The organism is Paraburkholderia franconis, assembly GCF_009362735.1.
Taxonomy (GTDB): Bacteria; Pseudomonadota; Gammaproteobacteria; order Burkholderiales; family Burkholderiaceae; genus Paraburkholderia; species Paraburkholderia franconis.
Genome location: NZ_WHNP01000029.1, coordinates 1 through 17,456, shown reverse-complemented (window position 1 = coordinate 17,456; position 17,456 = coordinate 1). Strand labels below are relative to the sequence as shown.

Genomic DNA, 17,456 nt, shown 5'->3' with positions numbered 1-17,456 from the left:
TCCGGTAAATTAAACGAAATCGTGGATCTGTGGATACTGGGCGAAGACCTCTGCGATGGTCTCAAGAGCAGTTCGATAAGCGGTATCTGTAGCCTCAACGCCGACACAGACTCTGATCTTGCTTGGTCTGTCGATATCGCGTACCAAGAATGGATCCGGCGGAGTGACCGCGATGTCGCGCTTGCTCAGCTCCTGCACGAGTCGGTTCACTTGCCAATGTTCCGGCACGGAGAGCCAGGCTGACAGCCCCTGGTGGTGCGGCTCGTCGGCATATTGACCCAAGACCTCGTTGAGGATTCCATGCCTCGTTGCCAACCGTTCACGCTGGATGGCGACCAGCTTGCTCGCGGTGCCATCCAGAATCCATCGTGCCGCAATTTCCGCCAGAGCTGGGGAGGTCATCCAACTCGTGACACGAAGGACGCTTTCCGCTCGGAGAGCAAGGCGGCGCGGTACCGCGAGGTAACCTACGCGCAGGCCAGTTAGAACGCACTCCGTCATCGCGGTGAGATAACACGACAGCTCTGGAATCAAGCTACCGATCGGCGTCTGTGTATGTTCGACGAGTGGTCCGTGTACATCGTCCTCGATGACATAGACCCCGTAGCGCTCGGCGATTTTGGCGATGGTCTGGCGTCTGTGCTCGGACAAGACTGTGCCGGTCGGCTTGTGCAGTGTTGGTGTGCAAACGAGCGCGGTGATCCGATGCGTGTCACACATTTCCTCAAAATGAGCAGGACGGATCCCGTATTCGTCGATTTCGACGCCCTTGAGCGTAAACCCCAAGATATTGGCCGCTCCGATGATTCCGTGGTCGGTCAACGCCTCGGTCAATACAATATCACCGTGCTTGGCGACCGAAGCGAGCGCTACGAACAGAGCCTGTTCTCCGCCATTTGTGACAAGCAGGTTTTCGGGACTGGCCGAAAAGTTTAGCGCCTGCATCCAGGTCGCGCCCGCCCGTCGATGACGCTCAAGGCCGACTATCGGTCTGAAGGCATGTATCCACGGTTGTTCGTCCACTGCTGCGAGATCAGCACATGCACGCTGCCACTCGGCGTCGTGTGCCGGCGTGCGTATGATCCGCCCGGTGGAGAAGTCCATCCTCACCCGGTCGGCTGTGTCCAGGATGAAATTCGACATGCTGTCCGACACGCGGGCAGCCACGAAGCTACCTCTGCCGACGTCGCATCGAATAAAACCCTGGCGCTCCAGTTCCTTGTATGCGCTCTGAACGGTTTGAACGCTGACACCCAAAGTTTCAGCGAGCGTGCGCTGTACGGGTAAACGCTCCCCAATCTGCATTGCGCCGGTTTCGATGTCCGCCGTGATGGCCTTAATCAGGCGAGCGTGCTTCGATCCAGTCACATGCGATCCATTGATTGCATCTTGCCAGCTACTTCTAACCTTCTCGTCGTGTCGCACCGTTCGGACCTCCGTTTAGGGTCACGTTACACTTTGGCTGATTCGAAAAAATTGCACTAGATCAAGTCACAAAATAATTTTAGCTTCATACGCTGCGTTTACGGACTTCGCATGACCGGGCAGGTACAAAAACCTGCATCAAGCCGGTGCAGTCCGACACGCGGCGCGTCCAGGCGTCTACAAGTTATCAACGCGGGAGATCTTTCGTGAAACGCTACAAAGCAGCAGGTTCATTTGGAGTCTGTGCGGCGCTGTTCGCAATGTTCGCGACAAACGCCAGCGCGGAGACCACGCTCGAACGGATTCAGCGCACCGGAGAAGTGCGCATCGGCTACGCGAACGAAAGTCCATTCGCGTTCACAAAGCTGGACGGATCGGTGACTGGGGAGTCACCCGAGGTGGCTAAGAAAGTATTCGCAAAACTCGGCGTCAAAAAAGTAGACACGGTGCTTACCGAGTGGGGTTCCCTCATCCCAGGGTTGCGGGCGGGGCGGTTTGACGTGATTGCGTCGGGCACGTATGTCACGCCGGCACGTTGCCAGCAGGTGGCGTTCTCCGAACCGATCGACAGGATTCAGGACACGGTGATGACCCTGCCTGGTAATCCGAAGGCAATTCATAGCTATCCCGACGTCGCGAAGAATCCCGATCTCAAACTGGCAGTGATCGCTGGCTCTGTCGAACTGGTCTACGCGAAGGAAGCCGGGGTTAAGGAGGCGCAGCTTTTGCAGGTGGGCGATTCGCCCGAACTCGTCCAGGCGGTGCTTACGCGCCGGGCGGATGCGGCAGCGAGTACCAACCTGACCATGCGCGAATTCGCTGGTAAATATAACGGGAAGGTGTCTGCTGAGTCTAACTTCACGGACGACCCGAAACACAACGGCTATTCCGCGTTCGCGTTCCGTCCCGAGGACACCGACCTGCGCGACGCCGTCAACAAGATCCTCAAGGGATACGTCGGCTCCGAAGATCATCTTTCGACCATTTCGGTGTTCGGTTTCAACAAACAAAACCTTCCGGACAAGACGACCAAGGAGCTTTGCGCCGGCAAAGCTCAGTAACGCGCTAGGTCTTTTGATAAGTATCGGATTAAAGGGAGCCGTTCCATGGAAACTGTACGCGCGATCCTGCCTTTGCTGTTGCAGGGAACACTGGTGACGCTGAAGATAGCTGTCTGCGCCGTCCTAATCGCTATCTTCATGGCTGGTATCGCGACAGTCATGCGTGTCTCACCTTGGCGAATTGTGAGATGGGCGGGCACCACCTACGTGGAGGTATTTCGCGGAACGTCCCTGCTTGTGCAATTGTTCTGGCTGTTTTTTGTACTTCCGCTGCCTCCCTTCAATCTGAACTTTTCGCCGTTTACGGTTGGGATCATCGGATTAGGCTTGAACTACGGTGCATACGGGTCAGAAATTCTGCGCGGCGCGCTCGGCTCAGTCCCGTGGGGGCAGTTCGAAGCCTCTGTCGCTTTGAACATGACCGCGTCGTTGCGGATGCGCCGTATTATCCTGCCCCAGGCGATGCGCAATGCCTTGCCTCCGTCAACCAACCTTATGGTCGAACTCATCAAATCTACCTCCCTGGTTTCCTTGATCACGCTTTCGGATCTCTCTTTTCGTGCAAGTCAGGTCAACTCAATCACGGCAGATTCGACCGTGGTCTATGGTACGACCTTGGTGATCTATTTCGTACTTGCGCAGCTTCTCGTGGCAGCAATGCGAAAAGTCGAGCAGCGAACCGCGCGTGCTAACGGCTAAGGAGTTCTCCACAATGGCCCCGCTATTTGATGTTTCGTATGCAGTCAAGATTGCGCCCGAGCTTCTACGCGCGTGTACCTACACAGTGGGGATTACGATCTGCGCATTTGCAATCGCTCTGGTGCTCGGTCTCGTGCTCGCCGTGCTCCGTCGCAGCAAAAGCCGGCCGGTTGCGAAATCCAGCGCTTTCGTAATCGAGTTTGTCAGAAGCACGCCGCTTCTAATCCAGGTATACGTGCTCTTCTATGTCGCTCCGATCTATGGCCTGACGATGACGGCGCTCACGGCTGGGACCTTGGGCCTTGCCATTCACTATAGCTGTTACCTGTCCGAGGTATATCGGGCAGGGCTGAACGGCGTGCATCGTGGGCAATGGGAAGCGGCGACCGCGCTGTCGTTGTCACCCGGAAGGACCTACTCGGATGTAATTCTTCCGCAGGCAATCCGCACAATCACCCCTGTGCTGGGGAACTATCTCAACAGCATGTTCAAGGAAACACCGGTCCTCTCTGCAATCACTGTGGTGGAGGTCATGCAGCAGGCCAAGAATATTGGAGCGGAGTCGTATCGCTATCTTGAACCAATCACCATGGCTGGACTTTTCTTCCTCATGGTCAGCTTGTGCTGCGCATACGGCATACGTCACCTTGAACGACAACTGAAGCTTCCGTGATCCAGCCGGACCGTGAAGAAACTACAGATAGCATCTATTCGAGTAAAGGAGACATCAGTGAGACGTGATGCCGACACCGCAACAGTAAAGGTTGCGGATTCTTCCCAAAGCCCGGATCCGATCGTGCGTCTCATCGACGTCACGAAACGGTACGGAACGTTAACGGTTCTCGATGAATTGAACCTGGAAGTAAAGAAGGCCGAGAAGGTGGCAATCATCGGGCCCAGCGGATCCGGAAAATCCACGCTTCTGCGGGTGCTCATGACACTCGATTCGGTGACGGACGGGCGCATCGAGGTCGATGGGGAGTACCTTACCCATATGGAATCGCGCGGTAAGCTCGTTCCCGCTTCATTGCGGCATCAACGCCGGGTGAGGTCGAAAATCGGGATGGTTTTTCAGAGCTTCAATCTCTTCCCGCATATGACCGCGCTGCAGAACATCATCGAAGCACCTCAGCGGGTCTTGGGGATGTCGAAGTCGGCGGCAAAGGATCGCGCAATGGAACTGCTATCGCTCGTCGGTCTCAGTAACAAGTGTGATCACTATCCGTCGCAACTTTCAGGAGGCCAGCAACAACGCGTGGCGATTGCCAGGGCTCTAGCGATGCGTCCGAAGATCATGCTGTTCGACGAGGTCACGTCGGCGTTGGACCCTGAACTTTGCGGGGAGGTGTTGAACGTCATCCGCAAGCTTGGGGAAGAACACGACCTGACGATGCTGATGGTGACCCATCAGATGGGCTTTGCGAAGGAGTTCGCAGACCGCGTCTGCTTCTTCTCTAACGGCAAGATCATCGAAGAAGGGCCTCCCGAAACGTTCTTCTCAGCGCCAAAACATGAGCGCACGCAACGCTTTTTGAGCGCGGTGAGGGAGGCAAGCTGAGCCGCTTGTGCCAGACGAGCCGAAGGGTTGCATGCGTAAAAGCGGGATTGATCGAATAAAAATCAAAAGATCACGTCCGCTGCCTTGAACGCGAGTTTTCGATGACGGTGCGGGGCGGCCTTGGCGATAATTTCCGCCGCCATGGCGCGCGTACCCGTGCCGAGGTAATCACGGATCGCCGGTTAGGTTGCTGTTGATGTATCAGCATCCATAGTAGTAGATGCAACTCGCTAAGTGGGACAGACAGATGCAGGCCGGTGGGTCCTGAATGCGGCTCGGGAAGTATGATGTTTAAGTTTTAAAATTATCATAAGTAGTTTTAAAAAGATTTGGAGACCGTAATGAACAAAATTTTGACAGGTTTAATCATCTCCGCTATTGCGGTCCCCGCGATGGCTCAGAATTCGGTGACGCTTTATGGTGTTATCGACGAAGGCTTCGACTATACCAATAACGTCGGAGGTAGCAAGGTTTATGAGCTTCAGAGCGGCTATGCACAGGGGAGCCGATGGGGCCTGAAAGGCTCGGAGGACCTGGGGGGTGGGATTAAGGCAGTCTTCCAGTTGGAGAACGGATTTAACGTGAACAACGGCCGTCTTGGCCAGGGCGGACTGATGTTTGGTCGCCAAGCCTACGTCGGAATCGCGTCGGATCAGTTTGGTACAGTAACACTAGGTCGGCAGTATGACTCTTTAGTTGACTATCTGGCGCAGACCACAGCCAACGGAAACTGGGCAGGCTATCTGTTTTCGCACCCGTACGATAATGACAACACGGACAATACGTTTCGTGTGAACAACACGATCAAGTACGCGAGTCCGAGTCTTGCAGGCTTCCAGTTCGGAGGTACTTACAGCTTTAGCAACGACACGAACTTTGCCAATAATCGCCAGTACAGCGTAGGCATGCAATACCAGACGGGCGGTCTGCTGTTGGCCGCCGCGTATCTGCAGGCAAACAATCCGTCGGCTACGGCTGGCGGCGCAATCAACAACGGCGGCGACGAAAACTTTCTTGGCAAAAGGCTGCAGGTTGTCGGTGCAGGTGTCAACTACACTTTCGGCAGTGCGACGCTGGGCTTCGCATATACCAATACATATGTGACACAGCCAGTTAGCTCCGGGTATGTTGGCGCAATTACGCCTCCCGGTGGGGCGACGCTTTCGTCCCTCCGATTCAACAATTTCGAAGTCAATGCCAAGTATCAGTTCACCCCTGCCTTATATGTAGGAGCAATGTACACGTACACCCGGACAAACTTCGACGCGACAAGTGGCAAGGCTCATCCCAACTATCAGTCAGCGGGCTTGATGGCGGATTACAACTTGTCGAAGAGGACCGACGTGTACGTACAGGGTGCATATCAACACGTTGGGGGCGACAAGACGGGCACGGTACTCGATGTGGCCTATGTTCCGGGGGCGGACAACGTGTCATCCACCGAGAACCAGTTTGTTGCGCGTGTCGCCCTGCGACACAAGTTCTAGCGCGTGACCCGTTGTGTACGGAGCGGTCGGCGCGAGTCGACCGCGGTTGTGAAGCTGAGATGCAACACGCGATTCGCTTCGGGGCCGGCTCACAACCTCTGTAAGCGCGACATCGTCGAAAGGATGCATCGCGAGCGCTTAAAGGAGTTGTGATATGCAGAGAGATAAACCTTTTGCTCTTCAGTGAGCGGCACCTATCCACCGGTTGAATCCGCCCCAGCGTGCGGTCATTCAGCATCATTGACTGAGAGTCGGGCTCGTAAACCGGAAATGCGCAGCCTGCAATCACGGCTCGGCGTTTCATTGGCAGGCGCTTTGCAAGCCCACGAAGAAGTGCCATCGAGTCCTCCGCCACTGCCACGCTATTGCAGCCTCGAAGATTGGTGACTTGAACATTCATCGAGCTAAGACGAGCGAGCGGAAGTTCGTCACAAAACGCGTGAACCCAAACGATCATTTTGAGGTTGGGAGCAAGATCAAGGGGGCCGACTGGAAGCACATATCCTGCTATGGCGTCGACGCCATCGACCAACGAGGAAATGGAATTAAGGGTGGCATCGAACTGCGACAGGCAGTGAGATTCAGGCTGCGCGACGATGGTAGTTTCTGGCAGATCATCCTTGAATTTTATGATCTCTGATGCAGTCGCTTGCCAGGTTAGATACCGGCGCAAGCCGGGGCTTCTACTTTTTCGAAGTTGGATTGCCGATGTTGTGATGCTGGCGTGACAGTGTTCCCCCGTAGAATTTCTCACTTGGCGAAGAGAATCACACTTCGAACCTTGGGCGATGTCGGTGCTCGAGGCCGACCACGGTCATTGTGAGTGCTTTCTCCGTTTGTCGTGACGCAACTGGTCACTTCGGCTGCCGTCTTTCATCTGAATCCCGCGCGGCTCCGGTTGGGATTTTCATATGGCAACCGTTCGGACCCAAGAACCGGGCTCACGACAGTTGCAAAGTCATGTCTTGACAGACAATTCGATTTTCTGTGTTTTAAGTCTTTTCATATTGATTGGGGGATAGAGCGATGATTTGCGGTGTGGAAGGAGCGTCATGCGGCGAGAGCGTTGACTGCACTACGGAAGGGGAGGCAGGTGTTCAGAAGCCTCTGGGAATCGACAGTAGCTCCACGGGTTCACGCAATTGGGCATGGTCCAATAGTGACCGTTCTTGGGATTGGATGGATTCCCATATCCTTACCTTGGATTTTGCCTAGTTTCTCGCGTAAGGATTCTTAAGGCTTGGCCAGTCTTCAGCGCAGGTTGGTCGGAGCCGTCTTTTCCCCGTAGTTTCGATGTGTCCCGAATGACTAACCTCTCGATCAAATCCCTGTTAATCGCCAACCGGTCCGAGATAGCAATCCGTGTGATGCGCGCGGCCGCCGAGATGGACATCCGCACGGTTGCCGTCTACTCGAAGGAAGACCGGCTCGCGCTGCATCGCTTCAAGGCTGACGAGAGCTACCTGGTGGGTGAAGGAAAAAAGCCACTCGCCGCGTACCTCGACATCGACGACGTTCTGCGGATCGCACGACAGGCGAACGTCGACGCCATTCATCCTGGCTACGGCTTCCTCTCGGAGAATCCGCATTTCGCGCAGGCCGTGATCGATGCTGGCATACGCTGGGTCGGGCCCTCGCCGGACGTCATGCGCATGCTCGGCAACAAGGTGGCAGCGCGCAATGCGGCAATTGCGGCCGGTGTGCCGGTGATGCCCGCCACGGACCCGCTGCCACGCGATCTCGACGAATGTAAGCGCCATGCGGCGGGAGTTGGCTATCCGTTGATGCTCAAGGCAAGCTGGGGTGGGGGCGGGCGCGGTATGCGGGTGCTCGAAAGCGAGCAGGACCTTGAAGGCGCGCTTGCCGCGGCCCGGCGGGAAGCGCTTGGCGCGTTCGGTAACGACGAAGTCTATGTGGAAAAGCTGGTGCGCAACGCGCGCCATGTCGAAGTTCAGGTGCTAGGAGACACTCACGGCAAGCTCGTGCATCTCTATGAACGTGACTGTACGGTGCAACGACGCAACCAGAAGGTCGTCGAGCGCGCTCCCGCGCCGTATCTCGATCATGCGGGTCGCGCGGCGCTCTGTGAATCCGCGCTGCGGTTGATGCGCGCCGTCGGCTACACTCACGCGGGCACCGTCGAGTTCCTGATGGATGCGGACTCCGGCAAGTTCTACTTCATCGAGGTCAATCCGCGCATCCAGGTGGAACACACGGTCACCGAGATGATTACCGGCGTCGACATCGTCAAGGCTCAGATCCGCATTACCGAGGGTGGCGCGATTGGACTGACCGAAGATGTGCTCGATCCGGACGGCGCAGTCAGCACCCGCGCGGCAGGGGTGCCGGCGCAGGCGGAGATTCCGCTTAACGGCCATGCGCTTCAGTGCCGGATCACGACCGAGGATCCTGACAATGGCTTTCTGCCTGACTATGGACGGTTGACCGCGTACCGGAGTGCTGCGGGCTTCGGTGTGCGGCTCGACGCCGGTACAGCCTATGGCGGCGCGGTGATTACGCCGTATTATGATTCGTTGCTGGTTAAGGTAACCACATGGGCGCCCACGGCAGCCGATTCGATCCGGCGGATGGACCGGGCGCTGCGGGAATTCCGTATTCGTGGGGTCGCATCGAACCTGCAGTTTCTCGAGAACGTCATCAATCACCCGTCCTTCGGGCGAGGCGATGTCACGACGCGCTTCATCGACCTGACACCTGAGCTGCTGGCTTTCACGAAACGTCGAGACCGTGCGACCAAGCTGCTGCGCTACCTCGGCGACATAAGCGTCAATGGACATCCGGAAATGACTGGCCGGTCGCTGCCCGCGTTGCCGCTACCACGACCCGTCATGCCGAAAGTGGACACAGCGAGCCCCATGCCTGCGGGTACGCGAGATCGCTTGCACGAACTGGGTGCCGAGAAATTTGCGCAGTGGATGCTCGACCAAAAGCAGGTGCTGCTGACCGACACGACGATGCGCGATGCGCACCAGTCGCTGTTTGCCACGCGAATGCGTACTGCCGACATGCTGCCGATCGCACCGTTCTATGCGCGCGAGTTGCCACAGCTCTTTTCGATGGAGTGCTGGGGTGGCGCGACCTTCGACGTGGCGCTGCGCTTCCTCAAGGAAGACCCTTGGGAGCGCCTTACGCAGTTGCGTGAGCGGGTACCCAATATTCTTTTCCAGATGCTATTGCGCGGTTCGAATGCAGTGGGCTACACGAACTATGCGGACAATGTCGTTCGCTTTTTCGTGCAGCAGGCTGCAGGTGCAGGCGTCGACGTGTTCCGTGTGTTCGATTCCCTGAACTGGGTGCGCAACATGCGCGTGGCAATCGATGCCGTACGCGACAGCGGAGCACTGTGTGAGGGTGCGATTTGCTATACGGGTGATTTGTTCGACGCTTCGCGTCCGAAGTATGACCTGAAGTACTACGTCGGCATCGCGCGGGAACTGCAACAAGCAGGCGTGCATATTCTCGGCATCAAGGATATGGCGGGCATCTGCCGTCCGCAGGCGGCTGCGGCGCTCGTGAAGGCCCTCAAGGAAGAGACGGGCCTGCCCGTTCATTTCCATACGCATGACACCAGTGGAATTTCGGCCGCGTCGGCACTCGCCGCGATCAATGCCGGCTGCGATGCGGTCGATGGCGCGCTCGACGCGATGAGCGGCCTCACGTCGCAGCCGAATCTGTCGAGCATTGTCGCTGCGCTGGCCGGTAGCTCACGCGATCCCGGGCTCAGTCTCGAACGCCTACACGAGGCGTCAATGTACTGGGAGGGCGTGCGTCGCTACTATGCACCGTTCGAATCGGAGATTCGAGCGGGAACGGCGGATGTCTACCGTCACGAAATGCCTGGTGGTCAGTACACGAACCTGCGGGAGCAGGCACGCTCGCTTGGGATCGAACATCGGTGGACAGAAGTGTCGCGTGCGTATGCGGACGTCAACCGGATGTTTGGCGATATCGTCAAGGTAACACCGACCTCCAAGGTGGTCGGCGATATGGCCTTGATGATCGTGGCCAATGACGTGAAGGCGGCTGATGTGTGCGATCCCTCCAAGGAAATCGCTTTTCCGGAATCGGTCGTGTCGTTGTTCAAGGGCGAACTCGGCTTCCCGCCCGACGGCTTCCCGGCGGAACTGTCTCGCAAGGTCTTGCGGGGCGACGCGCCTTCGCCTTACCGGCCCGGGGATCAGATTCCGGCTGTCGACCTGGAAGTGGCGCGTGCGCACGGCGAGGCCGCCTGCGAGCTACCGCTCGACGACCGGCAACTCGCTTCGTACCTGATGTACCCGAAGCAGACGGCCGAATACCACGCACATCTGCAGGCATACAGCGACACTTCAGTGCTTCCCACTTCAGCTTTCCTGTATGGGTTGCAGCCGCAGGAAGAAGTAGCCATAGATCTCGATGCCGGAAAGACACTGCTTGTGTCACTGCAGGGACAGCACACCGATGTCGAGGATGGCATGGTCAAAGTCCAGTTTGAGTTGAACGGGCAGTCGCGGACCACGCTAATTGAGCCGCGCGTGCGCTCTGAAGCTATTGTGGCGCGCGCTGGCAGGCCGGTTGCGGACCCGTTAAATCCGCTGCATGTCGCCGCACCGATGCCTGGTTCAATCGTAACGGTGGCGGTTCAACTCGGGCAGAGAATCTCCGCCGGCAGCCTGTTGATTGCCATGGAGGCCATGAAGATGGAGACGAACATCACGGCCGATGGGGAGTATGAAGTCGCCGCAATTCACGTCCACCCAGGCGACCGCGTGGCAGCAAAGCAACTGCTCGTTGAGTTGAAAAAGTGGCCTGAAGTTGCTTAGGTGGGCGCTTGAGAATTCGGTACTTCGACGCCCCGATTTAGGGTTCTGACGACTCGCAGGCTGCCAAAAGAGGAGACGACGTCATGTCGGTCGAGGCCTTCATTTTATGTCTGGACGACGTCCTGATCGACTCAGTTGCTGAGCCAAAATCCGTCAGATTGGTCACGATCCGGGACGATATTAACGCTGCTATTGATGGGGCAGTGCAAAAAGGAATCAAGTTGGCCTTGGTTAGTGGAATGGTTTCTCACAATGTCGTGGTGGCTTGTGAGAAAGCATTCACTAGGGACTTCATCAAGATCTTTTCCGTGGTCGTTCCCTGCGACGGCTTGGGTTTGTCAGAGCTTCCTCTGATGGAGCGGGCACTTTTATATCTAGGCGTATCCGCAGAGTGTGCGATAGCAATTATATGCAACGAAGTCGATGCAATAGCTGCTAAGGACGCAGGGATCAGTCGACATTGGCATCTGGACGTTCCTGAGGAAAGGGATGCGTGGTGAGCCAATCCCGGAGTTGCTGAGAATGGGACGAATCCGTTGCTTGACTCTTCAAGACTCCGCAACTAGCGATTTATGTATGCAGGAATTGGTTCAGGGTTGCGCAGGGCAGCGAATTGAGCAGGCTCCAACACTGTTCGATTCAATAGCGCCCGACGCGCAATTCGCTGCATACCCACCCATGCCGCAACCGGTGGGAACGAATGAGCAATCGAGGAAACGATGAAACTTCATGCCGACTCTCTGAGTGTTCTTGCGCACGCTTGGCTTGGCTCCAATGAGATCTTGAGGGTCAAACGGCTGCCGAAATCGCGAGACATGCCGTGGCGCGTTGTAAGGGTCGAGGTCGTAGGTTCGTCGAGTACATTCGCTATAGTCTTCTTTCGACACGGTCTTGGATTATGGTGCGTCTATCCTCCGCCGACGCACAGACCATCAATTGCGGCGATCGCGGGATAGCCGCCTTCGCCGTTTTCGAGTTTTCAAATCTGCGCAGCGGCGTTGCCAGGCTTCGAAACTCATTCAAAGCCTTGCGCGATACAATTTATAGATGCTTCGTTGAAGCCTGCAGCGCTTGTGTCGGGATGTCGACCTGGTTCATGAGTTCGCAGACGCGCCGAGGCGACATCACGAGTGACTTGCCATGACCGTCATCAAACAGGAAGAGCTGATCCAGAGTATTGCGGACTCGCTGCAGTACATCAGCTATTACCACCCGCTCGACTACATCGAGGCGCTCGGCCGCGCGTACGAGCTCGAAGAGAGCCCGGCCGCGAAGGACGCCATTGCGCAGATCCTGACCAACAGCCGCATGTGCGCCGAAGGCAAGCGCCCGATCTGCCAGGACACGGGCATTGTCACGGTGTTCGTGAAGGTCGGCATGGACGTGCGCTGGGACGGCGCCACCATGAGCGTCACCGACATGATCAACGAAGGCGTGCGCCGCGGTTACCTGAACCCGGACAACGTGCTGCGCGCGTCGATCGTGTCGCCGCCCGAAGGCGGCCGCAAGAACACGAAGGACAACACGCCCGCCGTGATCCACTACGAGATCGTGCCGGGTAACACCGTCGACGTGCAGGTCGCGGCGAAGGGCGGCGGCTCCGAGAACAAGTCGAAATTCGCGATGCTGAATCCGTCGGATTCGATCGTCGACTGGATCCTGAAGACCGTGCCGACGATGGGCGCGGGCTGGTGTCCGCCGGGCATGCTCGGCATCGGTATCGGCGGCACGGCTGAAAAGGCGATGGTCATGGCGAAGGAATCGCTGATGGACCCAATCGACATTCAGGACGTCATCGCGCGCGGCCCGCAGGACTGGATCGAAGAACTGCGTATCGAGCTGCACGAGAAGGTCAACGCGCTCGGTATCGGCGCGCAGGGTCTGGGCGGTCTCGCAACCGTCCTCGACGTGAAGATCATGGCTGCCCCGACGCACGCGGCATCAAAGCCGGTCGCGATCATCCCGAACTGCGCGGCGACGCGCCACGCGCATTTCACGCTGGACGGCGCGGGCGTCGCGAAGCTCACGCCGCCGCCCCTCGACGCATGGCCGAAGGTCACATGGGAGCCGAACACGGAAACGAGCAGGCGCGTCGACCTGAACACGCTGACGCCGGAAGAAGTCGCATCGTGGGCGCCGGGTCAGACGCTGCTGCTGTCGGGCAAGATGTTGACGGGCCGCGATGCCGCGCACCAGCGTATCGCCGACATGCTCGCCAAGGGCGAAAAGCTGCCCGTCGACTTCACCAATCGCGTGATCTACTACGTCGGCCCCGTCGATCCGGTGCGCGACGAAGCCGTCGGCCCGGCAGGCCCGACCACCGCCACACGCATGGACAAGTTCACGGAAACGATGCTCGCGCAAACCGGCCTGATCTCGATGATCGGCAAGGCCGAGCGCGGCCCCGTCGCGATCGAGGCGATAAGGAAGCACAAGGCCGCATATCTGATGGCCGTGGGCGGCGCGGCGTATCTCGTGTCGAAGGCGATCCGCAGCGCGAAGGTACTCGCATTCGAAGACCTCGGCATGGAAGCCATCTATGAATTCGACGTGCAGGACATGCCGGTCACGGTAGCTGTCGATTCGAACGGCACGTCTGTTCACCAGACGGGACCGAAGGAGTGGCAAGCGAAGATCGGTAAGATCCCAGTGACGATGGTCTGATTCACTAATCGGGATCTGTCAGTGAGCTGGTAGGCCTTGGCGCGAGCCTCTCAGGTAAGCGCGTTCATGGCTTGTCGATGGACTTGGTGTGAGCGACAAAGCACCATTTCCTTCCAGTCGTTTGCCTCAGGATTGTAGTGAAGTTTCGCCTCTTGGCGAATCCGGACCCCAAGTTCGAGATTAATTTCGTCCCGTCGATAGCGATAGAGCCAGTGATCGTTTCGAATGACTTCCCTTCCGCGCTCTGCGCCGTAAGTACCGAATTCCAATGCCACGTACGTATGCCGATCCCCGAGGATTCGTTGCCACAATTCATCCTGTGTGCCGCGCACTACTACCGACGATGATGTTCCGAGATCCGGAGACGTTACAGACGGTCCGAATACGCTGACGGCCCTCTGAAAACCCGCGATGCCTGATGGCTGTTCGGACTGCAGTTCGCCGTAGCCGTACGGACCAAGTCCGGTGTGGTAGTCGACGATGATCACACTTTCACGACCTGCGATATCGAAGTCCTTCACGATTTGCTCGAGTGTCTGTCGAGCCTCAGTAGGACCAGACCCGCCATAGAAAACGCCCTCTGGGTGAGTGTACTGCCCAGACTTCCGCGCCTCATCAAATTTCAGCTCACCGTGCAGTTTGCGAAATGCAGAAATTGCGTCATCGGCGCGCCGAATCGTGTCTTCGGTCAAATCTGGTGGCACAAGGTGCTCGGCTAACTCGGTGTAGCCAGGATTCGTCGGAGTGGGCCGAGAATAATCGACGAAGTTGCGATTCGGTGTTTGTCAACATAGTTGTCGTGTCACTTCACGCGCACTGCTTTAATTCGACCGGCGGCATCCGCTCCGGATTGAGCCAGACTTCATCCTTCAATTCCCAATTGCGAGTCGAGCGGGACCAACGCTGCGGATTGCGTGCCTTGGCCTGAGCGTACAAGACTTCCCGTTGTGCCAGCACCGCAGTGGCGACGCCGCTATGACGCTGCGCCGGCGTGACGAATTTCAGGCCGCTGTGTTTATGCTCGTGGTTGTACCAACGCACAAACTGCTGCGTCCAGGCGCGCGCCTCTTCAAGACTCGCGAATGCCTTGCGCGGATAGTCGGGCCGATACTTGCACGTGCGAAACAGCGCCTCTGCGTACGGGTTGTCGTTGCTCACGCGCGGTCGGCTAAACGAGGCCATCACGCCCAGGTTTTCCAGTGTGGCGAGCATCGTCGCGCCCTTCATCGCGCTGCCATTGTCCGAATGCAGCACCAGCGGACGTCCCGCCAGGCCCTCTGCGAGACTCGCACGCCGCATCAGCAACGCAGCAAGTTCAGCAGACTCCGCTTCCTGCACTTCGTGACCCACGATCTTGCGGCTGAACACATCGAGCATCATGTACCAGTAGTAGTACTTCCCTTTGATCGCCGCAGGCAGCCACGTAATGTCCCACGACCAGACCTGATTCGGCTCCGTCGCACAATGGCTGGTGACCACGCGCGTCGAGGGCTGGCGCGCACGACCCCGGTGATGCTGCTGCGACGCGCTGTGCAGCACACGGTAAAAGCTCGATTCCGACGCGAGGTACACGCCGCGGTCCGCCAGGCTGGGCACGATCTGGCTGGGCGGCAAGCTGGCGAATTCGGCGCTGTTGGCCACCTCCAGAATCTGTTGCCGTTCGGCCTCGCTCAGCTTGTTGCACGGCGGCCGCCTCTCGGTCGTGGTTCGGCCATCAGCGCGCACCGCGCCATCATCTCGGCCCCAGCGCTGGAATGTGCGCAGGCTCAGGCCCAGCTCTTCGCAAGCCTTCTCCAGGCGGCAGCCCGACTGCACCGCCTCGCGAATCAACGATATACACAACAGGCGATCCGGGACGTTGATCAATCGTCCTCTTTGTCCCCCCAGACCGCCTGGGCTTTTTTTCTGAGAATCAGCAGCGCCGCCGCTTCCGCCAGGGCTTTCTCCTTGCGCTGCAATTCCTTCTCGAGCTGCTTGATGCGCTGCTTGTCCTCTTTGGACTGGTGACGCTGCTCGCGCGCCTGCTCGGCAGCATTCGCGTTGGCTGCTTGACAAGCAGCCCGCCACGCGGCGATCTGCTCGGGGTATAGACCTTTGCGACGACAATACTCGGCCAGCTCCGCTGCGTTGAGCGGGGCTGCTTCCAGCACTACGGCAAACTTGTCTTCCGAAGACCATCCTTCGGGGTTCTTCCCGTCGCCCGGCACTGCCAGCCCTTGTCCTTTCGCCTGTCGGCGCCACGTGTACAACGTCTGTTCGGTAATCCCCGTTTCTCGTGCTAGCGCCGACACCGGCGCATTCTCCGGCGGCATCATGCGACGCACCAGCGCTTCTTTTCGTTCTTCTGGGTAAGGTTTCATTCATCCCAATTCTACCGCCCCCGGACCATGTCTAAGAATCAGACAACACGACATCTATCCTGACACCGGGGGGATTCAGATCACATCCTTCCGCGGTAACGCGTCTATCCCACGCAAACCCGTAACAATTCAATGCATGGACTAAGAGTACGGCAGTGGATGCGGGCAATGCATCCTGAAGCCCGGCCCGCAAGAAAAGAAGCTGCGAGGCCGACCCTGAGTATCCTTCAGGACCGTGTGTGCCGGAGATCAAAATCAAAAGACGACTTGCATTCCGGTCGCCAAAATATGCAACGTCCGTGTAAAGAGGCTCGCCAGAGGGGCCTAAGCTGCTGCAGGCATATGGCCGGGCTGCGGGTGCTATAGCGAGAAACTTCGCTCTAGCTTCAACATAACTCTGCGAGAAAACCTCGGGAAGGATCTTATATACGCTGTCGAAGCCCATCTTGAACCTTTGGTCAGTCATTTGTAACGCGCATCTTGCCCGGTTTAGCGATAACAATGCAAGGATGCAAGCTACAGGACTATCCGTGCTGGCTGACAATCGGGCATTTCAAATTATCGTTGGCATTGAGTTGGACGTTCGCAGCCCGCTGCACTGCGCAGTGAGCTTCTTGCTTTTAGGGAACCCTAAGAGCGAAGACTTGTGCTGCAGCAAGTGTTCGAGTCCCAAGGTCGAGGCGTGCGTTTGTACAAACTGGGTTCTGAGGAAACATCCCTAAAAGTGCACAAATGCGCAGATTTTTGACGAGAAATTGAGAGCATACGCAGAAAAACTGCGAACGTTGCTCCGTATAATCGGAGCAACGCTTGTGACTGCGACTACTTGCTACGCGGGACGATCTAGCATTCGACGTCATTTCTTTGTGACCATACAGCAGTTTCGCCGGACAAGGCATATAACGACGTAGGGGTTCGGCCCTGAATCAGGTGGGTATTAGGTCGCGGCGCTTGATTGTAGACAAAGGCGCTCAGAGGCTCCCGAACCTTTGGTGTGAGATGGGGAAGTTGACCCGGCAGGTATCGTTCGCTTACTTGATCTTATATGCATAGCGTTGTACGTGGGAGAGGGCGATTTACTAATTACTCATTGGTCAGTAAGTTAGGGAACAAATTCGACGAGTGCTGATCTATCGTGTCGTGTCACTCGATGGAGCCACGGACTGTGAAACGAGACGGGAGAAGTCTGGCGCACAACATCCTCGAAGAGATGCGCATGCTGGCACTTGAGCGGATGAACGATGGGGAACATCCCGATGCGGTTTCGGCGTCGTTTGGAATGCATCGTTCGTGGGCGTACAAGCTGCGAGCGAAGGCCCGGGGGCGAGGACGAGGTGTGCGTGCGTTGAGGTCGACCCAGGCGACAGGCCGCCCGCGCA

Annotated in this window: 12 protein-coding genes and 2 pseudogenes; 10 read left to right on the top strand and 4 right to left on the bottom strand. The window is 57.4% G+C overall.

The window, feature by feature from the left end:
- Positions 1 to 9: 9 nt before the first annotated feature.
- The gene (ehuR, locus tag GCT13_RS26815; RefSeq protein WP_087739546.1) at positions 10 to 1,425 is read right to left on the bottom strand and encodes a MocR-like ectoine utilization transcription factor EhuR; all 1,416 of its coding nucleotides are present in this window, start codon (positions 1,423 to 1,425) and stop codon (positions 10 to 12) included.
- 206 nt (positions 1,426 to 1,631) lie between these two features.
- On the opposite strand from ehuR, the gene ehuB reads away from it, so the two are divergent.
- From ehuB to GCT13_RS26770, 9 genes are all read left to right on the top strand, one after another.
- Complete coding sequence (gene ehuB / locus GCT13_RS26810; RefSeq protein WP_268958023.1) at positions 1,632 to 2,486, top strand: ectoine/hydroxyectoine ABC transporter substrate-binding protein EhuB; 855 nt, start codon at positions 1,632 to 1,634, stop codon at positions 2,484 to 2,486.
- Between the two features lie 45 nt (positions 2,487 to 2,531).
- Positions 2,532 to 3,185, top strand: a complete 654-nt coding sequence (gene ehuC / locus GCT13_RS26805; protein ID WP_162849293.1) for an ectoine/hydroxyectoine ABC transporter permease subunit EhuC — start codon at positions 2,532 to 2,534, stop codon at positions 3,183 to 3,185.
- Between the two features lie 13 nt (positions 3,186 to 3,198).
- A complete protein-coding gene (gene ehuD / locus GCT13_RS26800; RefSeq protein ID WP_087739548.1) occupies positions 3,199 to 3,858 on the top strand; it encodes an ectoine/hydroxyectoine ABC transporter permease subunit EhuD in 660 nt (219 codons plus the stop codon).
- A 57-nt stretch (positions 3,859 to 3,915) separates the two neighbouring features.
- Positions 3,916 to 4,743: an ectoine/hydroxyectoine ABC transporter ATP-binding protein EhuA gene (gene ehuA, locus GCT13_RS26795; RefSeq protein WP_087739549.1), complete on the top strand. Its 828-nt coding sequence runs from the start codon at positions 3,916 to 3,918 to the stop codon at positions 4,741 to 4,743.
- Positions 4,744 to 5,084: 341 nt separating this feature from the next.
- Positions 5,085 to 6,230, top strand: coding sequence for a porin (locus tag GCT13_RS26790; RefSeq protein WP_087739550.1), 1,146 nt, complete (start codon positions 5,085 to 5,087; stop codon positions 6,228 to 6,230).
- A gap of 388 nt (positions 6,231 to 6,618) precedes the next feature.
- Positions 6,619 to 6,870 (top strand): hypothetical protein, encoded by a 252-nt coding sequence (locus GCT13_RS26785; RefSeq protein ID WP_087739551.1) that lies wholly within the window; start codon positions 6,619 to 6,621, stop codon positions 6,868 to 6,870.
- A gap of 664 nt (positions 6,871 to 7,534) precedes the next feature.
- Complete coding sequence (locus tag GCT13_RS26780) at positions 7,535 to 11,053, top strand: pyruvate carboxylase (RefSeq protein WP_087739552.1); 3,519 nt, start codon at positions 7,535 to 7,537, stop codon at positions 11,051 to 11,053.
- Positions 11,054 to 11,136: 83 nt separating this feature from the next.
- Positions 11,137 to 11,553 (top strand): hypothetical protein, encoded by a 417-nt coding sequence (locus GCT13_RS26775; RefSeq protein ID WP_087739553.1) that lies wholly within the window; start codon positions 11,137 to 11,139, stop codon positions 11,551 to 11,553.
- A 640-nt stretch (positions 11,554 to 12,193) separates the two neighbouring features.
- A complete protein-coding gene (locus tag GCT13_RS26770; protein WP_087739555.1) occupies positions 12,194 to 13,717 on the top strand; it encodes a fumarate hydratase in 1,524 nt (507 codons plus the stop codon).
- Between the two features lie 50 nt (positions 13,718 to 13,767).
- Here GCT13_RS26770 and GCT13_RS26765 read toward each other — a convergent pair.
- From GCT13_RS26765 to GCT13_RS51285, 3 genes and pseudogenes are all read right to left on the bottom strand, one after another.
- A pseudogene (locus GCT13_RS26765) lies at positions 13,768 to 14,481 on the bottom strand (DUF2817 domain-containing protein); the annotation flags it as partial.
- A gap of 43 nt (positions 14,482 to 14,524) precedes the next feature.
- A protein-coding gene (locus GCT13_RS26760; RefSeq protein WP_227747026.1) for an IS3 family transposase occupies positions 14,525 to 16,077 on the bottom strand; the annotation gives its coding sequence in 2 pieces (ribosomal slippage) (positions 14,525 to 15,615 and positions 15,615 to 16,077; 1,554 coding nt in all).
- A 31-nt stretch (positions 16,078 to 16,108) separates the two neighbouring features.
- Positions 16,109 to 16,522 (bottom strand): DUF2817 domain-containing protein, encoded by a 414-nt coding sequence (locus GCT13_RS51285; protein WP_152763299.1) that lies wholly within the window; start codon positions 16,520 to 16,522, stop codon positions 16,109 to 16,111.
- A gap of 720 nt (positions 16,523 to 17,242) precedes the next feature.
- Between GCT13_RS51285 and GCT13_RS26750 the strand changes: the two are divergent.
- Positions 17,243 to 17,456 (top strand): annotated as a pseudogene (locus tag GCT13_RS26750) (IS630 family transposase); the annotation flags it as partial.

What these genes read in the sequence shown, in the direction of transcription:
- GCT13_RS26780 (WP_087739552.1), top strand. Translation starts at nt 7,535, where the DNA reads ATGACTAACCTCTCGATCAAATCCCTGTTAATCGCCAACCGGTCCGAG.
- GCT13_RS26775 (WP_087739553.1), top strand. Translation starts at nt 11,137, where the DNA reads ATGTCGGTCGAGGCCTTCATTTTATGTCTGGACGACGTCCTGATCGAC.
- GCT13_RS26790 (WP_087739550.1), top strand. Translation starts at nt 5,085, where the DNA reads ATGAACAAAATTTTGACAGGTTTAATCATCTCCGCTATTGCGGTCCCC.
- ehuC (WP_162849293.1), top strand. Translation starts at nt 2,532, where the DNA reads ATGGAAACTGTACGCGCGATCCTGCCTTTGCTGTTGCAGGGAACACTG.
- ehuD (WP_087739548.1), top strand. Translation starts at nt 3,199, where the DNA reads ATGGCCCCGCTATTTGATGTTTCGTATGCAGTCAAGATTGCGCCCGAG.
- GCT13_RS26770 (WP_087739555.1), top strand. Translation starts at nt 12,194, where the DNA reads ATGACCGTCATCAAACAGGAAGAGCTGATCCAGAGTATTGCGGACTCG.
- GCT13_RS51285 (WP_152763299.1), bottom strand. Translation starts at nt 16,522, where the DNA reads ATGGGCTTCGACAGCGTATATAAGATCCTTCCCGAGGTTTTCTCGCAG.